This window comes from Achromobacter sp. E1 (genome assembly GCF_037039475.1).
GTDB classification, from domain to species: Bacteria; Pseudomonadota; Gammaproteobacteria; order Burkholderiales; family Burkholderiaceae_B; genus Achromobacter; species Achromobacter mucicolens.
Genome location: NZ_CP146253.1, coordinates 1316619 through 1335479 on the forward strand (window position 1 = coordinate 1316619; position 18861 = coordinate 1335479).

16 protein-coding genes are annotated in these 18861 nt (G+C 66.5%); 9 read left to right on the forward strand and 7 right to left on the reverse strand.

Features of this window, described 5'->3' with window-relative positions; all coding sequences use genetic code 11:
* Window positions 1-38: 38 nt before the first annotated feature.
* Window positions 39-1466 carry an ATP-binding protein gene (locus V6V88_RS06005; RefSeq protein WP_108005088.1) on the reverse strand — a complete coding sequence of 476 codons (1428 nt, stop codon included), beginning with the start codon at window positions 1464-1466 and terminating at the stop codon, window positions 39-41.
* Between the two features lie 4 nt (window positions 1467-1470).
* A complete protein-coding gene (ompR, locus tag V6V88_RS06010) occupies window positions 1471-2205 on the reverse strand; it encodes a two-component system response regulator OmpR (protein WP_003813882.1) in 735 nt (244 codons plus the stop codon).
* A 131-nt stretch (window positions 2206-2336) separates the two neighbouring features.
* Between ompR and tsaB the strand changes: the two genes are divergently transcribed.
* Complete coding sequence (gene tsaB, locus V6V88_RS06015) at window positions 2337-3593, forward strand: tRNA (adenosine(37)-N6)-threonylcarbamoyltransferase complex dimerization subunit type 1 TsaB (protein WP_338618395.1); 1257 nt, start codon at window positions 2337-2339, stop codon at window positions 3591-3593.
* Window positions 3590-4615: a uracil-DNA glycosylase family protein gene (locus V6V88_RS06020; protein WP_338618398.1), complete on the forward strand. Its 1026-nt coding sequence runs from the start codon at window positions 3590-3592 to the stop codon at window positions 4613-4615. The genes tsaB and V6V88_RS06020 overlap by 4 nt, the downstream gene beginning before the upstream one ends.
* A 77-nt stretch (window positions 4616-4692) precedes the next feature.
* On the opposite strand, the gene lplT is transcribed toward V6V88_RS06020, so the two are convergent.
* A complete protein-coding gene (gene lplT / locus V6V88_RS06025) occupies window positions 4693-6006 on the reverse strand; it encodes a lysophospholipid transporter LplT (RefSeq protein ID WP_062840523.1) in 1314 nt (437 codons plus the stop codon).
* A 264-nt stretch (window positions 6007-6270) separates the two neighbouring features.
* Here lplT and smc point away from each other — a divergent pair, with 264 nt between their 5' ends.
* Genes smc through ligA form a run of 3 tightly spaced genes read left to right on the forward strand, consistent with a single transcriptional unit; the run spans window position 6271 to window position 13017 of the window.
* Window positions 6271-9804: a chromosome segregation protein SMC gene (smc, locus tag V6V88_RS06030; protein WP_223574562.1), complete on the forward strand. Its 3534-nt coding sequence runs from the start codon at window positions 6271-6273 to the stop codon at window positions 9802-9804.
* A 46-nt stretch (window positions 9805-9850) separates the two neighbouring features.
* On the forward strand, window positions 9851-10918 hold the full coding sequence (locus tag V6V88_RS06035) for a cell division protein ZipA C-terminal FtsZ-binding domain-containing protein (protein ID WP_062840525.1): 1068 nt from the start codon (window positions 9851-9853) through the stop codon (window positions 10916-10918).
* Window positions 10918-13017 (forward strand): NAD-dependent DNA ligase LigA, encoded by a 2100-nt coding sequence (ligA, locus tag V6V88_RS06040; protein ID WP_338618405.1) that lies wholly within the window; start codon window positions 10918-10920, stop codon window positions 13015-13017. The genes V6V88_RS06035 and ligA overlap by 1 nt, the downstream gene beginning before the upstream one ends.
* Window positions 13018-13343: 326 nt before the next feature.
* Here ligA and V6V88_RS06045 read toward each other — a convergent pair whose 3' ends face one another.
* The 4 genes from V6V88_RS06045 to msrB are packed head-to-tail and all read right to left on the reverse strand — an operon-like array spanning window position 13344 to window position 15397.
* Window positions 13344-14120 (reverse strand): peptidylprolyl isomerase, encoded by a 777-nt coding sequence (locus V6V88_RS06045; protein ID WP_056321777.1) that lies wholly within the window; start codon window positions 14118-14120, stop codon window positions 13344-13346.
* 17 nt (window positions 14121-14137) lie between these two features.
* Window positions 14138-14407: a BolA family protein gene (locus V6V88_RS06050; protein WP_338618406.1), complete on the reverse strand. Its 270-nt coding sequence runs from the start codon at window positions 14405-14407 to the stop codon at window positions 14138-14140.
* A gap of 7 nt (window positions 14408-14414) precedes the next feature.
* The gene (locus tag V6V88_RS06055; protein WP_338618408.1) at window positions 14415-14999 is read right to left on the reverse strand and encodes a septation protein A; all 585 of its coding nucleotides are present in this window, start codon (window positions 14997-14999) and stop codon (window positions 14415-14417) included.
* Window positions 14999-15397: a peptide-methionine (R)-S-oxide reductase MsrB gene (msrB, locus tag V6V88_RS06060; protein WP_056321785.1), complete on the reverse strand. Its 399-nt coding sequence runs from the start codon at window positions 15395-15397 to the stop codon at window positions 14999-15001. The genes V6V88_RS06055 and msrB overlap by 1 nt, the downstream gene beginning before the upstream one ends.
* Before the next feature lie 52 nt (window positions 15398-15449).
* On the opposite strand from msrB, the gene V6V88_RS06065 reads away from it, so the two are divergent.
* The 4 genes from V6V88_RS06065 (at window position 15450) to V6V88_RS06080 (ending at window position 18730) form a co-directional block, all read left to right on the forward strand.
* Window positions 15450-16127 (forward strand): ABC transporter ATP-binding protein, encoded by a 678-nt coding sequence (locus V6V88_RS06065; RefSeq protein ID WP_253855870.1) that lies wholly within the window; start codon window positions 15450-15452, stop codon window positions 16125-16127.
* On the forward strand, window positions 16124-16720 hold the full coding sequence (locus V6V88_RS06070; protein ID WP_223574566.1) for an energy-coupling factor transporter transmembrane protein EcfT: 597 nt from the start codon (window positions 16124-16126) through the stop codon (window positions 16718-16720). The genes V6V88_RS06065 and V6V88_RS06070 overlap by 4 nt, the downstream gene beginning before the upstream one ends.
* A 37-nt stretch (window positions 16721-16757) precedes the next feature.
* Complete coding sequence (locus V6V88_RS06075; RefSeq protein ID WP_062840531.1) at window positions 16758-17315, forward strand: biotin transporter BioY; 558 nt, start codon at window positions 16758-16760, stop codon at window positions 17313-17315.
* 251 nt (window positions 17316-17566) lie between these two features.
* Window positions 17567-18730 carry an ABC transporter substrate-binding protein gene (locus tag V6V88_RS06080; protein ID WP_056321798.1) on the forward strand — a complete coding sequence of 388 codons (1164 nt, stop codon included), beginning with the start codon at window positions 17567-17569 and terminating at the stop codon, window positions 18728-18730.
* Window positions 18731-18861 lie beyond the last annotated feature (131 nt).

The window sequence follows — 18861 nt, forward strand, 5'->3', positions numbered from 1 at the left end:
GTGGAGATAAGGCAGCGCCTCAAACCCCAAATTTTACGCTATGGATTATCGTTGTCTAATTGATAATTCCTAAACTTGGCTTTGGGCAGCTCTATCCGCGCGGTGAGTCCGCCGCCCTCGCGCGGCAGCATGCGCAGCGACCCGCCGACGTGCTTGAGCAGGCGTTCGACGATGGCCAGACCCAGGCCCGCGCCGCTGACGCCGGTGCGGGCGGCCTCGCCGCGCGAGAACGGGCGAAGCAGGCGGTCCACGTCTTCGGGCGCGATGCCGGGGCCGCGGTCGGACACTTCGATGACGATCATGCTGCCTTCGGCCTGCAGCGTCATGTTCAGATGCGCCATCCCATCGTCGGGCGAGCGGCCATAGCGGCGCGCATTTTCGATCAGGTTGCTGACGATGCGCTTCAAGTCCAGCGCGGTGATGCGGGCGCGCAGGCCGGGTTCGAGCGAAGCTTCCAGTTCGCCGCCGAGCGAGGCGGTATGGCTGCGCTCGCGTTCATACAGTTCGGCAAGCACGGCGGAAATGTCGGTGGCCAGTTGCGGCAGCGTGCCCGCCGGGCGCGCGTATTCCATGAGCTGGCCAATGCTGTGGTCGATCTGGCCGAGGTCTTCGTCGATGGCCTGCCGCGCGTCCTCGGACACGCCGCTCAGTTCGATTTCCAGCCGCATGCGCGCAAGCGGGGTGCGCAGATCGTGCGAGATCCCGGCCAGCATGAGTTCGCGATCGGCCTCGGCCTGCCGCAAATCCTTGGCCATGCGATTGAACGACGCGTTCAGGTCGCGGATCTCGAGCGGGCCCTGCTCGGGCAGCGGCGCGGGTGTTTCACCACGCGACAGCACCTGGGCGGCACGCGCCAGACGGGAGAGCGGCCGGTTGACGAATCCCACACTGACCGCGGCGCCGACAAGGGACAGCAAAAGCGCGGTGGCGCCCCATCCCAGCCATTCGATTCCGCCAGTCAGGCCGATCTGCTCACGCTCGAACACCAGCCAGTACAGATCCTTTTCGATCTGGAAGCTGACCCAGAAGCCGGGCACCTGGTTCACGCCCCAGGCGATCTGCGTTTCCGGTCCGAAGCGCGTGCGGATGTGCTGGGCCACGCGCTGCCAGTAGTCGTCGTCGGGGAGGGCTTCGGCGAAGTCGGTGACCTCGCGCGGATAGACCTGAATGCCTTCGTTGGTGGCCAGGTCGAGGAGGAGCTTGCTGCGTTCGCCGTTATGGGAATAGATCAGCGCGGTGCGCGTGATATTGACGGCCGTGATCACCCGCTGCGCCATTTGATTGGCGCGCGGTCCCAGCTCCATGCTGAAAAACACTTGAAGCCACGCGCCCAGGCTGACGAGCATCAGCGCGGCGAGCAAAAGGAACGTGCGGCCGAACAAGCCCAGCCGCAAACGTGATGTCAGGTTCCTGAATGTTCTGCGCAGGCGCGGCACGACGCTGCGCTCCTGCCCGGGGCGGGCCAGCCGATCAGCTACCACCGTCTGGGACGAACACGTATCCTAGACCCCAAACGGTCTGGATGAATACGGGCTTGGACGGGTTTGGCTCGATCAGTTTGCGCAGACGCGAGATCTGGACGTCCAGGCTGCGATCGAAGGCTTCGTATTCGCGGCCGCGAGCCAGTTCCATGAGCTTGTCGCGCGACAGGGGAATCTTCGGATGGCGCGCAAAGACCTTGAGCACCGAGAATTCACCCGTGGTGATGGGCACCTGCTCGCCGTTGCGCGTGAGCGTGCGGGTGGACAGATTCAGCACGTAGGGGCCGAAGGCGATGGATTCGTTTTCCTGGCTGGGGGCGCCGGGATGTTCTTCGGTGCCGCGGCGGCGCAGAATCGCATTGATGCGGGCCAGCAGTTCGCGGGGGTTGAAGGGTTTGGACAGGTAGTCGTCCGCGCCCATCTCCAGGCCGACGATGCGGTCGATTTCTTCCGCCTTGGCCGTCAGCATGATGATGGGGGTGTTGTCGTGACCACCGCGCAGCCGGCGACAGATGGACAGGCCATCCTCCCCGGGCAGCATCAGGTCCAGCACGAGCAGGTCGAAGTGCTCACGTTGCCAGAGTTTGCCCATCTCTTTGGCGTCTTCGGCGACGAAAACGTTGAAACCCTGTTCGGACAAGTACCGGCGCAGCAGATCGCGCAAGCGCGGATCGTCGTCAACGACGAGGATTTTTCGGGTGGGGGTGGTGTTTTGCGTATTCATGGCCGGAAATGTAACAGTGACAAGAACCGGGGGCTAGAGGGCGTTCACAAGATATTACACATTGCGATCCCTGGTTGAAATCCCCCTTACACCCGGGGGTAACAGCGCCTTATTTCGTACAATCTGCATCTATGGAACTAAACCTGCTGGCACTGGAAACTTCGTCGTCACGATGTGGCGTGGCCCTTTTGCGGGCGGTCGACGGCCGCCTGGAGATCAGCGTCCGCGAGCACGAAGGTTCCCAGGAACACGCCGAGCGCCTACTGCCTATGGCCGATGCGCTGCTTGCCGAGGCCGGCATTGCCGCAACGGGGCTGCACGCCGTGGCGTTCGGGCAGGGGCCTGGCGGCTTCACCGGCCTGCGCGTGGCCTGCGGCGTCGCCCAGGGAATGGCGCTGGGGCTGGGCATCCCGGTGTTGCCTATTGTTTCGCACCAGGCTGTGGCCGCGGACGTCGATGGCACCCCTGGCGAGGCCGTGGTCGTGGCGCTGGACGCCCGCATGAACGAGGTCTATCTCGCAGTCTACCGCCGCAGCGCTGCGGCGGGTGATGAATCCGTCTGGGAAACCCTGCAGGCGCCTATGCTGATCGCCGCCGCCGAGGTCGTGCCCTGGACGGCGCATCATTTGCCGATCTGGTCGGCGCGGGCCGGGCAGCCGATCGCGCCGCTGCTGGCAGGCGATGCCTGGGACGCATACGCCGCCGACATGGCGGCGCCCGCCGAATGGCGCCGTGCCGTCGATGCCCAGCGGCCGCAGGCAGCCAGCGTGGCGCGCCTTGCCCGCCAGGGCTGGCTGCGGGGCGAAACCCTGGCGCCCGAGCTGGCCGCGCCCCTGTATGTGCGGGACAAGGTCGCGTTCACCACTGCCGAGCGCCTGCGTGGCGAGGGCGGCAATCCGAAAGCTCAGCCATCGCTAGCCACGCCGGTGCCGCAGCCCATGACGCAGGCGGACCTGGAGGAAGTCGTGGCGCTGGAGGCGCAAGTTCAGGCGTTCCCCTGGACGCGCGGCAATTTCGCTGACGCCCTGGCGTCGGGCTACGGCGCCTGGACGTTGCGGCGCGAGGGCAAGCTGGCCGGATTCTGCGTGCTGATGTATGCGCCCGACGTGGCGCACCTGCTGGTGATTGCGGTGGCGCGGGACCTGCACCGCCAGGGGCTGGGCGGCGCGCTGCTCGATTGGTGCGAACAGCGGGCGCGCGAACGGGGGCTGGAAGGGCTGTTGCTGGAAGTGCGGCCGTCCAACGCCTCGGCCATCAGTTTCTATACAGGCCACGGCTACCTGCAGATCGGCATGCGCCGTGGTTATTACCCGGCGGACAAGGGCGGCCGTGAGGATGCCATCGTCATGCAAAAGCGCTTTGGCCAAGCCGACGGAGCCCCGGCATGAACTCGATCGACGCCGCGGCGCGCCCCGCGCCGCCCCGCATCAACCCGTTGCAGCGCATCTGGCTGCGCGAGCTTGGCATGGAGCGGCTGTGGCTGCGTACGCCGCCTGCCGCGCCGGCCATCAAGACGCCCGTCGGGCCCTCTTTCGGCGCATCGGCGCCGGCCCCCGTGGCAACGCCCTCGGCCCTGTCCGGCGGCGCGCCCGCTGCCGCACCCCAATCCGCCATCGTCGCGCCGGCCCCCGCCGAATCGCCCTCTGCGGTTCCAACGATTGCGCCGCCCGCGCAGGCTGCCCAGGTTTCCGCGCCCGCCGCCACGCCGGCAGAGCCGCCATCCGGGCGCGCATCATCGGCCATTCCGGCCTCGATCCTGAACCGCACCGGCCCGCCGCCGCGGCCGGCGCCGAAGGTCGAAGTCCAGGAAGAAGCGCCGCCGCCCATTCCGGTGGCCGAGGCCGTCAAGGACGCCAATCTTGAACAGTTGGCCGCGCAGGTCGTGGCGTGTTCGGCCTGCGGCCTGTGCCAGGGCCGCCGCCATGCGGTGGTCGGCCAGGGCGCTCAGCCGACCCGTTGGCTGGTAGTGGGCGAAGCCCCCGGCGAACAGGAAGACCGCCAGGGCCAGCCCTTCGTGGGCCGGTCGGGCCAGTTGCTGGACGCCATGCTGGCGGCGGTGGGCATGAGCCGCGAGCGGGACGTCTTCATCACCAATGTCATCAAGTGCCGTCCCCCGGGCAACCGCAATCCCAAGCCCGAGGAAATCGCCGCCTGCAGCCCGTATCTGATGCGGCAGATCGCGTTGCTCAAACCCGAGCGCATCCTGGTGCTGGGGCGGTTTGCCGCGCAGACGCTGCTGGGCACGGACGCCACCATCGGCAGCCTGCGGGGCCGCGTCCATCACTTGAAGACAGACGAGGACGTGCAGATTCCGGTCGTCGTGAGCTACCACCCGGCCTATCTGCTGCGCAGCCCGTCGGAAAAGGCGCGTGCCTGGCAGGACCTGAAGCTGGCCGCCCGCGAACTGTAGCGGGACCGGCGGCAAATGAAAAAACCGGGCGAGAGCCCGGTTTTTTGCTGGAAGATCAAGTGGTTGGCGCGCGCGGCCTAGTGGGTGGTATCCAGTGCGCGGCCGTGGCCTTCCTGTCCGATCTGGTCGTGCAGGTCGGGGTTGGCCTGCATGTTGCGCTTGCTCCAGCGCATGAAGACCACCATCAGCACGGCCACGACAGAGCCGAAGATCACGATGATCACGTTGATCGGCAGTTCCAGCCACAGCAGCAGCGTGTACATGGCCACCATGAGCAGGATGTTGAGCTGTTCGTTGAAGTTCTGCACGGCGATCGAATGGCCCGCCGACAGCAGCACGTGGCCGCGGTGCTGGAGCAGGGCGTTCATGGGCACCACGAAGAAACCGGCCAGGCCGCCCGTCAGCAGCAGCAGCAGATAGACGCTCCAGGGCTGGTAGACCAGCGGCATCAGCAGCACGACCAGACCCATGGCGGCGCCCACCGGCAGCACGGCGAGCGCGCGGCGCAGCGGGATGCGGCCGGCCAGGATCGACCCGACCACCGTGCCCAGCGCGGCCACGCCCATCAGCATCGAGGCCTTGTCGAGCTGGTAGCCCAGGTGGCTGCGGCCCCATTCGATGACGATGAGCTGCAACGTGGCGCCAGCGCCCCAGAACAGGGTGGTGACGGCCAGCGAGATCTGCCCCAGCTTGTCCTTCCACAGCACGCAGACGTAGCCCCAGAACGTGCGCACGAGGCGCACGGGGTTCTTCTGCTGCGGCGGATAACGCACGTGGGTGCGGGGAATCATCAGGTTGCACAGCGCCGCCAGCAGGTAGACGAAGGCGATGACGAGGATGGCGGCCTCGGCCGGCGTGTGGACCAGCTTGCCGATGAAGGAGTGGCTGAGCAGGGCGGTGGAAACGGACGAGGAGATCAGCAGGCCGCCCAGCACGGTGCCCAGGATGATGGAGAAGACCGTCAGGCCCTCGATCCAGCTGTTGCCCTTGACCAGCATGGTGGGCGGCAGCATTTCCGTCACGATGCCGTACTTGGCGGGGGAATAGGCGGCGGCGCCGATGCCCACGACGCCGTAGGCGGCGCAGACCAGCCAGGTCTGGTATTGGGGGGCGACGCCGATGCTGGCGTACGAGAACATCAGCAGACAGCCGGCCACCTTCAGGGCATTGGTGGAGAACATCACGCGGCCCTTGGGGTAGGAGTCCGCAATGGCGCCCACGAACGCGGCCAGCACGACATAGGCCAGCGCGAACGACCATTTCATCATCGGGGCCAGCCAGTCTGGACCGTGCAGCTCCTGTATCAGCGCGATCGCTGCGATGAACAGCGCGTTGTCCGCCAATGACGAGAAGGCCTGCGCCGCCATGACCAGATAGAAACCACGTTTCAAGAATGTCCCCGATCTTCGGCCAGAGGCTGGCCAGTCCGCGTGAAAATTATGTGTCGTGCCAAAAAGTGTCAGGGAGTATAGCCGGACCCTTGCCCCGAGCCATTGCGCGTTTGCCCGCGGGTTGCCCGGCGCCAAGGTCAGGGTGGAGACCGCCTGCGGTATCATACGACCCATATGAGAGCCGGCCCTTCTTGGGCCGGTTTGCAATCTGTGCGGCAGGTCCGTTAACGCCTTTCGTTCAACCCACCCCGTCGTCATCGTACTGTGCGCCTTACTCAGCTCAAACTCGCCGGCTTCAAGTCCTTCGTCGACCCCACCGTCATCCCCGTGCCCAGCCAGCTGGTCGGCGTGGTCGGACCCAATGGCTGCGGCAAGTCGAACATCATCGACGCCGTGCGCTGGGTGCTGGGCGAAGCCAAGGCATCGGAACTGCGTGGCGAGTCCATGCAGGACGTCATCTTCAATGGCTCGGGCAACCGCAAGCCCGCCGCCCGGGCTTCGGTCGAAATGGTGTTCGACAACAGCGAGGGGCGCGCTGCCGGCCAATGGAGCAGCTACGCCGAAATCGCGGTGCGCCGTGTGCTGACCCGGGACGGCACCAGCAGCTATTTCGTCAACAACCAGCAGGTCCGCCGCCGCGACATCCACGACATCTTCCTGGGCACGGGCCTGGGCGCCCGTGGCTACGCGATCATCGGCCAGGGCATGATCAACCGCCTGATCGAAGCCCGCCCCGAGGAACTGCGGGTCTTCCTGGAAGAAGCGGCCGGCGTGTCGCGCTACAAGGAGCGCCGCCGCGAGACCGAAAACCGCCTGTCCGACACGCGCGAGAACCTGACCCGCGTCGAAGACATCCTGCGTGAATTGAACAGCCAGCTCGAAAAGCTGGAAGCCCAGGCCGAAGTGGCCACCCGCTACCGCGAGCTCCAGGCCGACGGCGAAAAGAAGCAGCATTCGCTGTGGCTGCTGAAGGAAACCGGGGCCCGCGAGGAACGCGCCAAGAAGGCGCAGGAAATGGCGCAGGCCCAGAACGAACTGGAAGCCGCCATTGCCGGGCTGCGTGCGGGCGAGGCCGCGCTGGAATCCCGTCGCCAGGCCCACTACGCCGCCAGCGATGCCGTCCATACCGCGCAGGGCGCCCTGTACGAGGCCAATGCCCAGGTCAGCCGCCTGGAAGCCGAGATCCGCCACGTCGTCGATTCCCGCAACCGCCTGCAGGCCCGCCGCGATCAGCTTCAGCAGCAGATCGCCGAATGGACCAGCCAGCGCGAGCACTGCACCGAACAGATCGCCCAGGCCGAAGACGACCTGGCCGCGGCCGCTGCCCGCACCGAAGAGGCGCGCGCCACCGCGGAAGACGCGCAGGCGGGCCTGCCCTCGGTTGAGCAGCGCGTGCGCGAAGCCGCCGCCGGCCGCGACGAGATGCGGGCGGCCCTGGCCCGTGTGGAGCAGAACCTTGCGCTGGTCGCGCAGACCCAGCGCGACGCCGACCGCCAGATGCAGACCCTGGACCAGCGGCGCGAGCGCCTGCAACAGGAACTGCGCGAACTGCACAGCCCCGACCCCGAGCGCCTGGAACAACTGGCCGGCGACCGCGCCGCGGGCGAAGACCAGCTCGAAGCCGCCCAGGAAGAACTGGCCGTCCTGGAAGGCCGCGTGCCTGAGGCCGACGCCGAGCGCAGCCGCGCCCAGGCCGCCGCCCAGACCGAAGCCCAGAACCTGGCCCGCCTGGAAGCCCGCCTGTCCGCGCTGGTCAAGCTGCAGGACGACGTGCAGAAGCAGGGCGCGCTCGAACCCTGGCTGGCCAAGCACGAACTCGCCGGACTGTCGCGCCTGTGGCAGAAGCTGCACGTCGAACCGGGCTGGGAAACCGCCCTGGAATCGGCGCTGCGCGAACGCATGGCTTCCATGGAAGTGCGCAATCTGGATTGGGCGCGCGCCTTTGCCGACGATGCGCCGCCCGCCCGGCTGGCGTTCTATCAACTGCCCGCCGCCGCGCCCACGCCGCCGGCGCCGGCCGGCTTCACGCCGCTGGCCAGCCTGCTGCGCATCACCGATCCCGACCTGCGCACGCTGCTGAACGAATGGCTGGCCGGGGTCTATACGGCCAATGACCTGACCCAGGCCCTGGCCCTGCGCGCCACCTTGCCCGCTGGCGCTGCCTGCGTGGTGAAGGCCGGTCACCTGATCGACGCGCACAGCGTGCGCTTCTACGCGCCCGATTCCGAACAGGCTGGCCTCCTGGCACGCCAGCAGGAAATCGATAACCTGCAGCGCGAGATCAAGGCCCAGCAACTGATCGCCGACCAGGCCCGCGCCGCGGTTGCCCGGGCCGAAGCCGCCTGGCAGCAGGTGTCCCAGGCCATCTCGCCGGCGCGCACGCGTGTGGCCGAAGTCACGCGCCGCGTGCACGACATTCAGCTGGAACATTCGCGGCTGCAGCAGCAGGCCGAACAGTCCGGCGAACGCGCCTCGCGCCTGCGTCAGGACCTGGAAGAAATCAAGGCGCACGAAGAAGACCTGCGCGCCACGCGCGAAGAGGCCGAGGCCCGCTTCGAAGCGTTGGACGAAGAACTCGCCGAGCACCAGTCCAAGTTCGCCGATGCCGAGATGGACGGCGAGACGCTGGCGGCGCAAGCCGAGGCGGCCCGCACCCGTCTGCGCGAATTGGAACGCGCTGCCCAGGAAGCCGAATTCGCCGAACGCGGCATCCAGGTCCGCATCACCGACCTGCAGCGCAACCAGCAACTGGCCGCAGACCAGAGCCAGCGCGGCGCGGTCGAGCTGGAACAGTTGATGGGCGATCTGGCGGAGCTTGACGCGTCCGCGTCGCAGGCCGGCTTGCAGGATGCCCTGGAAATGCGCGCCGAGCGCGAGGAAGCGCTGTCGCGCGCCCGCCAGGAACTCGAAAACCTGGCAGCGCTGCTGCGCGGCGCCGACGAGGACCGCCAGCAACAGGAGCAGACGCTGGAACCGCGCCGCGCGCGCATCATGGAACTGCAACTGCAGGAGCAGGCCGCGCGTCTGGCTGAAGAACAGTTCACGGAACAGCTCAACGCGCGCGAAGTCGACCGCGAGGAGCTGGCCCAGTTCCTGGCCAACCAACCCGACGAATGGCGCCGCGCCAGCTGGCTGCAACAGGAAGTCGGCCGCATCTCGCGCCAGATCGAAGCGCTGGGCTCGGTCAACCTGGCCGCGCTCGACGAGCTGAACACCTCGCGCGAACGCAAGGGCTTCCTGGATTCCCAGCACCAGGACCTGATGACCGCCATCGAGACCCTCGAAGACGCCATCCGCAAGATCGACCGCGAGACGCGCGAACTGCTGCAAGAGACGTTCAACATCGTCAACGGCCACTTCGGCGATCTCTTCCCCAAGCTCTTCGGCGGGGGCGAGGCCAAGCTCAGCATGACCGGCGAAGAAATTCTCGACGCGGGCGTGCAGGTGATGGCGCAGCCGCCGGGCAAGCGCAACAGCACGATCCATCTGCTGTCGGGCGGCGAAAAGGCGCTGACCGCGACGGCGCTGGTGTTCGCATTGTTCAAGCTGAACCCCGCGCCGTTCTGCCTGCTCGACGAGGTGGACGCGCCGCTGGACGACGCCAACACCGAACGCTATGCGAATCTGGTCGCCAACATGAGCGAGCAGACGCAGTTCCTCTTCATCTCGCACAACAAGATCGCGATGCAAATGGCAAAGCAATTGATCGGTGTAACCATGCAAGAGCAGGGGGTTTCGCGTATCGTTGCGGTAGACATAGATTCGGCCGTCCAGATGATGGCCTCCGAAGCGGCATAAACCCCATATTTAGAAAGGCGCCGCCTAGCAGGCGCGGGATTTACACATGAGTGATTTGCAGATCGGGCTTATAGCCCTGGGCGTCTTGCTGATACTGCTGGTGTTGGGATTCAACTGGTGGCAGGACCGGCGCGTGCGCCGCAAGATGCAGAGCCATTTCCCTACCTCCGAACAGGATCCGTTGCTGGGCGCGGGGGCGGCGGGCGCCGCCACGGCCAATGTGGCCCGGCGCGAGCCCGGCATGGGCGGTGAGCCCGCGCGCGCGCAGCCCGGCCAACCGGCCCCCGTCGATCCCGGCAGCGATGCCGACGACGCGGAAGAACCCGATCCCGCGTGCGAAGTGGTCATTGAGATCAACTTTGCCGACGCGGTGCGCGGTGCGGATCTGCTGCCTTACATGCAAAGCCTGCGCAGCGTTGGCCGCAAGCCCATGCGCGTGTTCGCCGAAACCGACCAACGCCGCCACCGCGCGCGCGTCCATCCCGGCGAATCCTATGCCTCCATGCAGCTGGCCGTGCTGCTGGCCAATCGCAGCGGTCCCCTGACCGCCATCGAATGGTCGCAAGCCTGGGCGCGTGCCCAGGACATGGCCGAGCGCTTCGACGCCACGATCGAAGGCCCCGACCAGCAGGCCGTACTGGAGCAGGGCGCCCGACTGGACGACACCTGCGCCGCACTGGATACCCAGGTTGGCCTGACGCTGCTGTTGGGCTCGGCCCAACCGGCAGCCGAAGTCCTGGCCGTGGCGCGCGACGTCGGTTTCGTCGCCGACGGCAACCGCCTTGCGTGGCCCAACGAAAACGGCGTGGCCCGCTTCACGCTGGCCCGCGCAGACGGCGCGGCTTTCGACGCGGGCATGGGCGGGATCGAACGCCTGTACCTGCTGCTGGACGTGCCGTGCAGCCCGGCCGACCCCCGCGCCTTTGGCCGCATGGTCGATGTGGGCCGCGACCTGGCGTCGCGCCTGCGCGCCGAGCTGGTCGACGATCAGGGCAAGCCCCTGGCCGATGGCTCTGAAGCCGTCATCGACGAGCGCCTGCAGGTTCTCTTCGGCCAACTCGAACAAGCGGGTCTGCCCGCCGGCAGCGAGCGCGCCCAGCGGGTGTTTGCCTGATGGCAAGCAGGTCCGGCGAGAACCCGGCGCAAGCCGCGGCGCGCCTGCGCGCCGAAATCGAACAGCACAACGTCCGCTACTACGTCTACGACGAGCCTTCCGTCTCGGATGCCGAGTACGACGGGCTGATGCGCGAATTGCAGGCCCTGGAGGCCGAGCATCCCGAACTGGTGACGCCGGAATCGCCCACGCAGCGCGTGGGCGCGGCACCGGTCTCCGCGTTTGGCAGCGTGCGCCACATGGTGCCGATGCTGTCGCTGAACAATGCGTTTTCCGAGGAAGAGGTCGCCGCTTTCGACCGCCGCGTCACCGAGACGCTGCGCGGCGCCGGCATGCTGGGACCGGCGCAGCAGCCAGACTACTTCTGTGAACTGAAGCTCGACGGCCTGGCGATCAGCCTGCGCTACGAGGACGGCCGCCTGGTGCAGGCCGCCACCCGCGGCGACGGCCAGACTGGCGAGGACGTCACGTCCAACATCCGCACGATCAAGGCGATTCCCCTGCAGTTGAAGGGCGCGGCCCCGAAGGTGCTGGAGGTGCGTGGCGAGGTGCTGATGAACCGCGCCGACTTCGAAAAGCTGAACGCCGCGCAGGCCAAGCGCGACGAAAAGGTCTTCGTCAACCCGCGCAATGCGGCGGCAGGCAGCCTGCGCCAGCTCGATCCGCGCATCACGGCCAAGCGGCCGCTGCGTTTCTTTGCCTACGGCTGGGGCGAGGTCCAGGGCTTGCCCGGCTCGCAGAGCGGCTTGTTTGACGAAGCCTCCGCGGGCGCGGCGCAGGCGTCCCAACTGCCCGAGAAATCCCACGGCGCCATGCTGGAGTGGTTGTCCTCGCTGGGGCTGCCGGTCAATGTGGTGCACAACCACCGCGCAAGCGGCGCGCAAGGCCTGATGGACTTCTACGCCAAGGTGGGCGCCTTGCGCGCCACCCTGCCGTACGACATCGACGGCGTGGTCTACAAGGTCGATTCGCTGCCCGCGCAGAAGGTGCTGGGCTTCGTGGCGCGCGCGCCGCGCTTTGCGCTGGCGCACAAGTTCGCGGCCGAAGAAGCCACCACGACGCTGGTGGACATCGAAGTGCAGGTGGGCCGCACCGGCGCCATCACCCCGGTCGCGCGGCTCAAGCCCGTGTTCGTGGGCGGCGTCACCGTCACCAACGCCACGCTGCACAACGAAGACGAGATCCGCCGCAAGGACGTGCGCATTGGCGACACCGTCATCGTGCGGCGCGCGGGCGACGTGATTCCCGAAGTGCTGGGCCCGGTGCTGGAAAAGCGGCCCGCCGACGCACGGGAATTCGTCATGCCCACGCAATGCCCGGTTTGCGAATCGGCCATCGAGCGCCTGGAAGGCGAGACCATCGCGCGCTGCACCGGGGGCCTTTTCTGTGGCGCCCAGCGCAAGCAGACACTGTGGCACGCGGCCAGCCGCAAGGCGTTGGACATCGAAGGCCTGGGCGAAAAGCTGGTGGACCAACTGGTGGACAGCGGCCGCGTCAAGACACTGGCAGACCTGTACAGCCTGCGTCCGCTGGAACTCGTGGGCCTGGACCGCATGGGCCAGAAGTCCGCGGACAACCTGGTGGCCGCCATCGAGAAGGCGCGCTCGCCCAACCTGTCCCGGCTGCTCTTCGCGCTGGGCATCCGCCACGTGGGCGAAACCACGGCGCGGGACGTCGCGCGGCATTTCGGCAGCATCGACGCCATCATGGACGCGGACGAAGACGCCTTGTCGTCGGTGCCGGACGTGGGGCCCGTGGTGGCCGCGTCGATCCGGCATTTCTTTGCCGAGCAGCACAACCGCGACGTCATCGAGCAACTGAAGTCGCAGGGCGTGAACCCGGTGGCCGAAGCCGCGCCGCAAGACACCACGCTGGCCGGCAAGACCTTCGTGCTGACCGGCACGCTGCCCAACTGGACGCGCGAAGAGGCCTCGATGCACATCCAGGCTGCGGGCGGCAAGGTCAGCGGCTCGGTGTCCAAGAAGACGGCCTATCTGGTCGCGGGCGAAGATTCCGGCAGCAAGCTGACCAAGGCCCAGGAACTGGGCGTGCCGGTGCTGGATGAGGACGGACTGAAGGCGCTGCTGGGCGTTTCCTAGCCTGGACGCTGCCGCGCGCTAACGAAGAAGGGCTGCACGCCACCGGCGTGCAGCCCTTTTTGTTGCTTGCTGGGGGGGCGGTGTCAGACACCCCGCAGAGATGGTCTTCAGCTTGAGGCAGCGTCTCAGGGGGGTGTCTGACACCTGGGTCGCAGGGGGGGGCTGACACCTGGGTCGAGATGGTCTTGGGACGGTGTCAGACACCCTGCGGAGATGATCGGCAACTTGCGGCGGCGTCTCATAGGGTGTCTGACACCTGAGCACATTGCCGAGCGCAAAAAAAACTGCCCGCGATCGGCGGGCAGCTTTTTTGAGCAGCGCAGACCTTACTGGATCTTGGCCTTTTCGCGCAGTTGCTTCTGGTAGTCGGCCAGGGTTTGCTGGCGCAGCATTTCTTCCAGCTGCGGGCGGACCTGATCCATCGGCGGGAATTCGACCGGACGGGTGTCGTCAACCATGATGATGTGCCAGCCGAACTGGGTCTGGACCGGCTTGTCGACCAGTTGGCCCTTCTTCAGCTGCGTCACGGCTTGCGCGAACGGCTGCACGTAGTTGGTCGGGGGCGCCCAACCCAGATCGCCACCCTTTTCGGCGCTGCCCGGGTCCTTCGAGTTCTTCTTGGCCAGGTCGTCGAACTTGCCCTTGTTTTTCTGCAACTGGGCCAGCAGGTCGTTCGCCTTCTTCTCGTCTTCGACGAGGATGTGGCGGACCTTGTATTCCATTTTGCCGGCCTGTTCCTTCTTGATCTTCTCGTATTCGGCGGTGACCTGGGCGTCGGTGACCGGGTGCTTGGCCAGGTAGTCGGCCATCAGCGCGCGGACCAGGATGCCTTGGCGGGCCAGTTCGATTTCGGTCTGGACGTCGGCCTGCTTGGCGATGCCGCTGGATTCGGCGGCTTGCACGAAGATCTGGCGGTTGATCATTTCCTGCTTGACCTGTTCGCGCAGTTGGGGCGAATCGGTGGCGCCTTGGCCGACCAGGAGCTTGACGAATTGATCCAGGCTCTTTTGCGGGATGGCCTTGCCGTTGACGGTTGCCACGTTTTGCGCAAAAGCCGGCACGGCGATGACGCAGGCCGCAGCCAGCATGACGATGCGTTTCATGAATATCCTTTTACTTTCTATTTGGGAGCCTGGGCGTCAAGCGCAAGCGCATGAATCGGATAGGGGATCAAATCTTGCAAATGATGATACACCAGCCGGTGCCGCGCAACGGCGGAGAGCCCCGTAAAGCAAGGCGCTACGATGATGACGCGGTAATGGCCGGCGCCGTTTTTACTGCCTTCGTGGCCGGCATGCAAATGGGAGTCGTCCAGGATGTCCAGGCTGACGGGTTCCAGCGCGGCAAGGCGCTCCCGGATCAGGGCGATACTGTCGGTAGTTTCTGGCATGGGAAGCTCAGGGCTTGCCGGGCGGCGTGGCGCCCGGGTTGGCCGGCGTGTTTTCCTCGGTCTGGATATGCTTGCCCAGCCACAGGGACTGGCCAATCACGAAGACGATCATCAGTCCCATGAGGCCGAAGGCCTTGAAACTGACCCATTGGGATTCGGTGAAGTGACCCGAGAACGCGACATACAGATTGAGCGCGCCGGCAATCAGGAAGAAGGCGGCCCAGATCATGTTCAGCTTGTCCCACGCCACATCCGGCAGCTGGATCTGCTTTTCCATCAGGCGGCGGATCAGGTTGCGCTTGAACAACAGGCGGGCAAAGACCAGCGCGCCGCCGAACATCCAGTACAGCACCGTGGGCTTCCATTTGATGAAGACGTCGCTGTGTAGCCAGATGGTGGCGCCGCCGAACACCAGGATGACCGTCAGGTTGATCCAGTGCATGGCTTCGGTGGGGCGCCCGGTGGCCTTGAGCCAGACGATCTGCGCCACCGCGGCCGCCATGGCGACGCCGGTGGCGGTGAAGATGTCCGTATACCTGTAGGCGATGAAGAACAGGAGCAGCGGAAAGAGGTCGAACAGGAACTTCTTCATCAGTCTTCTAGGGGCTCAAACGTCATCGACAGGGAATTGATGCAGTAGCGCAGGCCTGTGGGTTCGGGACCGTCGGGAAAGACGTGGCCGAGGTGGGCGTCGCAGACGTTGCACAGCACTTCGGTGCGAACCATGCCGTGGCTGATGTCGCGCTCTTCGCGCACCAATTCGGGGTCCAGCGCCTGAAAGTAGCTGGGCCAGCCGCAGCCGGCGTCGAATTTGGTGTCGGATGCGAACAGCGCGGTGCCACAGCCGACGCAGCGGTAGATGCCAGGGGTGAAAGTATCCCAGTAGCGCCCGGTGAATGCGCGTTCGGTACCCTTTTGGCGGGTGACCACGTATTCTTCGGGGGAAAGCTGGGCGCGCCATTCGGCGTCGGTTTTGCGTACTTTTTCCATATGAGCTCTTGGAGTCGCGATGCCCGAAATGGTTCGGGCATAATCCCGCCCCATGTTAATCGAGTTTGACCAGGCGGTAGTGTCGACGCCCCAGGCGGAAGTGTTGCGCGGGGTGAGTCTCACCCTGGCCGAACGCCGCGTCGGCATCGTCGGTCCCAACGGCGCCGGCAAGAGCACGCTGGCGCGCCTGGTCAATGGCCTGGTGGCGCCCACGTCGGGCAGCGTGCGCGTTGACGGGCTGGATACGCGGCGGGAGCTGAAGGCCGTGCGCGCCCGCGTTGGCTTTGTCTTCCAGAACCCGGAAAACCAGATCGTCTTTCCCATCGTGCGCGAAGACCTGGCGTTCGGCCTGAAGCGTCTGGCGCCTGACCGCCACGAGCGCGAGGCTCGCATCGACAGCCAATTGAACCGGCTGGGCGTGGGCCATCTGGCCGACCGCAGCAGCCACACGCTGTCCGGCGGCGAACGCCAACTGGTGGCGCTGGCCGCCGTCTTGGTCATGGAGCCTGCGCTCATCGTCTTTGACGAACCCACCACGCAGCTCGACCTGCGCAACCGCAACCGGGTGCGCGCCGCCATCGACGGGCTGCCCCACGACGCCATCGTCGTGACCCATGACCTGGAGCTGCTTGAGGATTTCGACCGCGTGCTGGTCGTGCGTGACGGCGCGATCGCCGCCGACGACACGCCTGCCGCCGCGCTGCGCTGGTACCGGGAGCACTGCGCATGATGGAGCCGCTGTACGTCACGGGCGACACGCCGCTGCACCGGCTGCCGGCATGGGTGAAGCTGCTGGCGTTGATGGCGGCGGGCGCGGGCCTGTTCCTGCTGCGCGATCCGCTCTGGCTGGCGTTTGCCTTCGGCGTCTCGGTGGCGATGGTCTGGTCCACGGGCGTCGCGGCTGCAACCGTGTGGCGCCAGGTGCGCGGGCTGCTCTGGGTACTGCTGGCCGTGGCGCTGTTCACCGGCTGGTTCCAGGGGCCGATCGAGGCCCTGGCCGTCGTGCTGCGTGTGGCGGCAATGGTCGGCCTGGCCCTTGCCGTGACCCTGTCCACCCGCACGTCCGACCTGATCGCCGTCTGTGAGCGCGCCTTGCGGCCGCTGGAGCGCACAGGGCTTGTCGATGCCGAGAAGGTGGCGCTGGCCCTTGCGCTGGCGCTGCGCTTCGTGCCGGAAATCTGGCGCAATTTCCAGGAGATCCGCGAGGCGCAGGCCGCGCGCGGTCTGGGCGCAAACCCGGTCGCGCTGATCGTGCCGCTGATCGTGTTGACCTTGAAGCGGGCGCAGGAAGTGTCCGAAGCGATCGACGCGCGCAGCTTCTGACCGCACGCGCCCAACATTCATACCCGAGGGGAACCCCATGAAATCGAACAATACGGTGCTGGTCGCGTTGTTTGCGGCGCTGATCGTCGTCCTGAGCCTGATGCCGCCCATTCCCATGCCCGGCATTCCCGTGCCCATCACCTTGCAGACGCTTGGCGCGATGCTGGCCGGCGCCATGCTCGGCCCCGTGCGCGGCGCGCTGGCGTGCCTGCTGTATCTGGCGCTGGCGGCGGTCGGCCTGCCCGTGCTGCCGGGCGGCCGCGGCGGACTGGGCGCGTTCTTCGGACCGACGGGCGGATTCCTGGTCGGGATGGTGGCCGGCGCATTCGTCACGGGCTGGCTGGCGCGCCGCCTGGCCGCGCGCGCATCGGGCACGTGGATGGGGTTGGCGGGCTACGTGGCCGCCTGCGTCGTCGGCGGCATTGCGGTGGTGTACGCGTTTGGCGTGCCGTGGCTGGCGGCGGTGGCGAAGATGGACATGGCCAAGGCCGCCGGTGCGGTCGCGGTGTTCCTGCCGGGCGATCTGGTCAAGGCCGTGGTGGCTGCCTGGGTTGCGTCGCGCGTCGAGCGGGTGTGGCCGATGCTGGGCCGTTGAGCCCCTTGAAAACCCCAGTCGCCCCAAGGGAATCCCCCAACATGACGCCTGCGACCCTTTCAAGTACAAGTTCGCCATTAACAAATGCATTTGCCAAATCACGATTTCCGTAGCACATCAGGGAATTACCGTAGTTGCGCTACGTCATCTGATACTGTTTTAACCATATAATATTTTTTTCTGTATAACTTTAAACAGGCTCGCTTCGCCTCGTTCGAGGCACATAAGAGCCAACCACAGGAGACAAAAACATGCGCAAGCACTTCGGCTTGTCCGCGGCCGCCGCCGCTGTAGCCCTGACTCTGCCGCTTCTGGCGAGCGCACAGGTCAAGGTTGGCGTCACGGTTGCCAGCACCGGCCCCGCCGCCTCGCTGGGCATCCCCGAGCGCAACACCGTGGCCCTGCTGCCCAAGGAAGTCGCCGGCCAGAAGATCGAATGGATCGTGCTGGACGATGCCACCGACACCACGCAGGCCGTCAAGAACTCGCGCAAGCTGGCTTCCGACGACAAGGTCGACGTGCTGATCGGCACGTCCATCACCCCGGGCTCGCTCGCGATGGTCGATGTGGCCGCCGAAGCCAAGGTGCCGATGATCAGCGTGGCCGCCAGCGCCAAGATCGTCGAGCCCGTGGACGACAAGCGCCGCTGGGTCTTCAAAACCCCGCAGAACGACGCGCTGATGGCCGGCGCCCTGGCTGACGCCATGGCCAAGTCCAAGGTCAAGACGCTGGGCTTCATCGGCTTTGCCGACGCTTACGGCGACGGCTGGCTGGACGTGATGCAGAAGGCCGCCAAGGCCAAGGGCATCGAGATCGTCGCCATCGAAAAATACGGCCGCACCGACACCAGCGTGACGGGCCAGGTGCTCAAGCTGGTCGGCGCCAAGCCCGATGCCATCCTGATCGCCGGCGCCGGCACCCCGTCGGCGCTGCCGCAAAAGGAATTGAAGGCCCGCAACTACGGCGGCACCATCTACCAGACCCACGGCGCCGCCAACAACGACGTGCTGCGCGTCTGCGGCAAGGACTGCGACGGCATGTACCTGCCGGCCGGCCCGCTGCTGGTCGCCGCGCAACTGCCTGACAGCAACCCGGTCAAGAAGTCGGCCCTGGCCTACGTGGAAACCTACGAAAAGGCCAACGGCGCCGGTTCGACCAACACGTTCGGCGGCCACATGTGGGATGCCGGCCAACTGGTCGTCGCCGCGCTGCCCGTGGCGCTCAAGACGGGCGCCAAGCCCGGCACGCCCGAATTCCGTGCCGCGATGCGCGATGCGCTGGAAGGCGTGAAGGACCTGGCCGTGTCGCAAGGCGTGTTCAACATGTCGCCCACGGACCACGCCGGCTTTGACGAGCGCTCGCGCGTCATGGTCAAGGTGGAAAACGGCAAGTGGGTCTACCAGCCCGGCCTGTAATGCCCCAGGATCGCCCGAGCGCGGGCTGCCCATAGCGGGCGCCCGAGGCGCGGGGGCGGCACACCGCCCGCCGCGCCGCGCCCGGCAGGACTTCGCACCGGCCTTTCCGGCCGGTGTGTCGTATCAGTGTT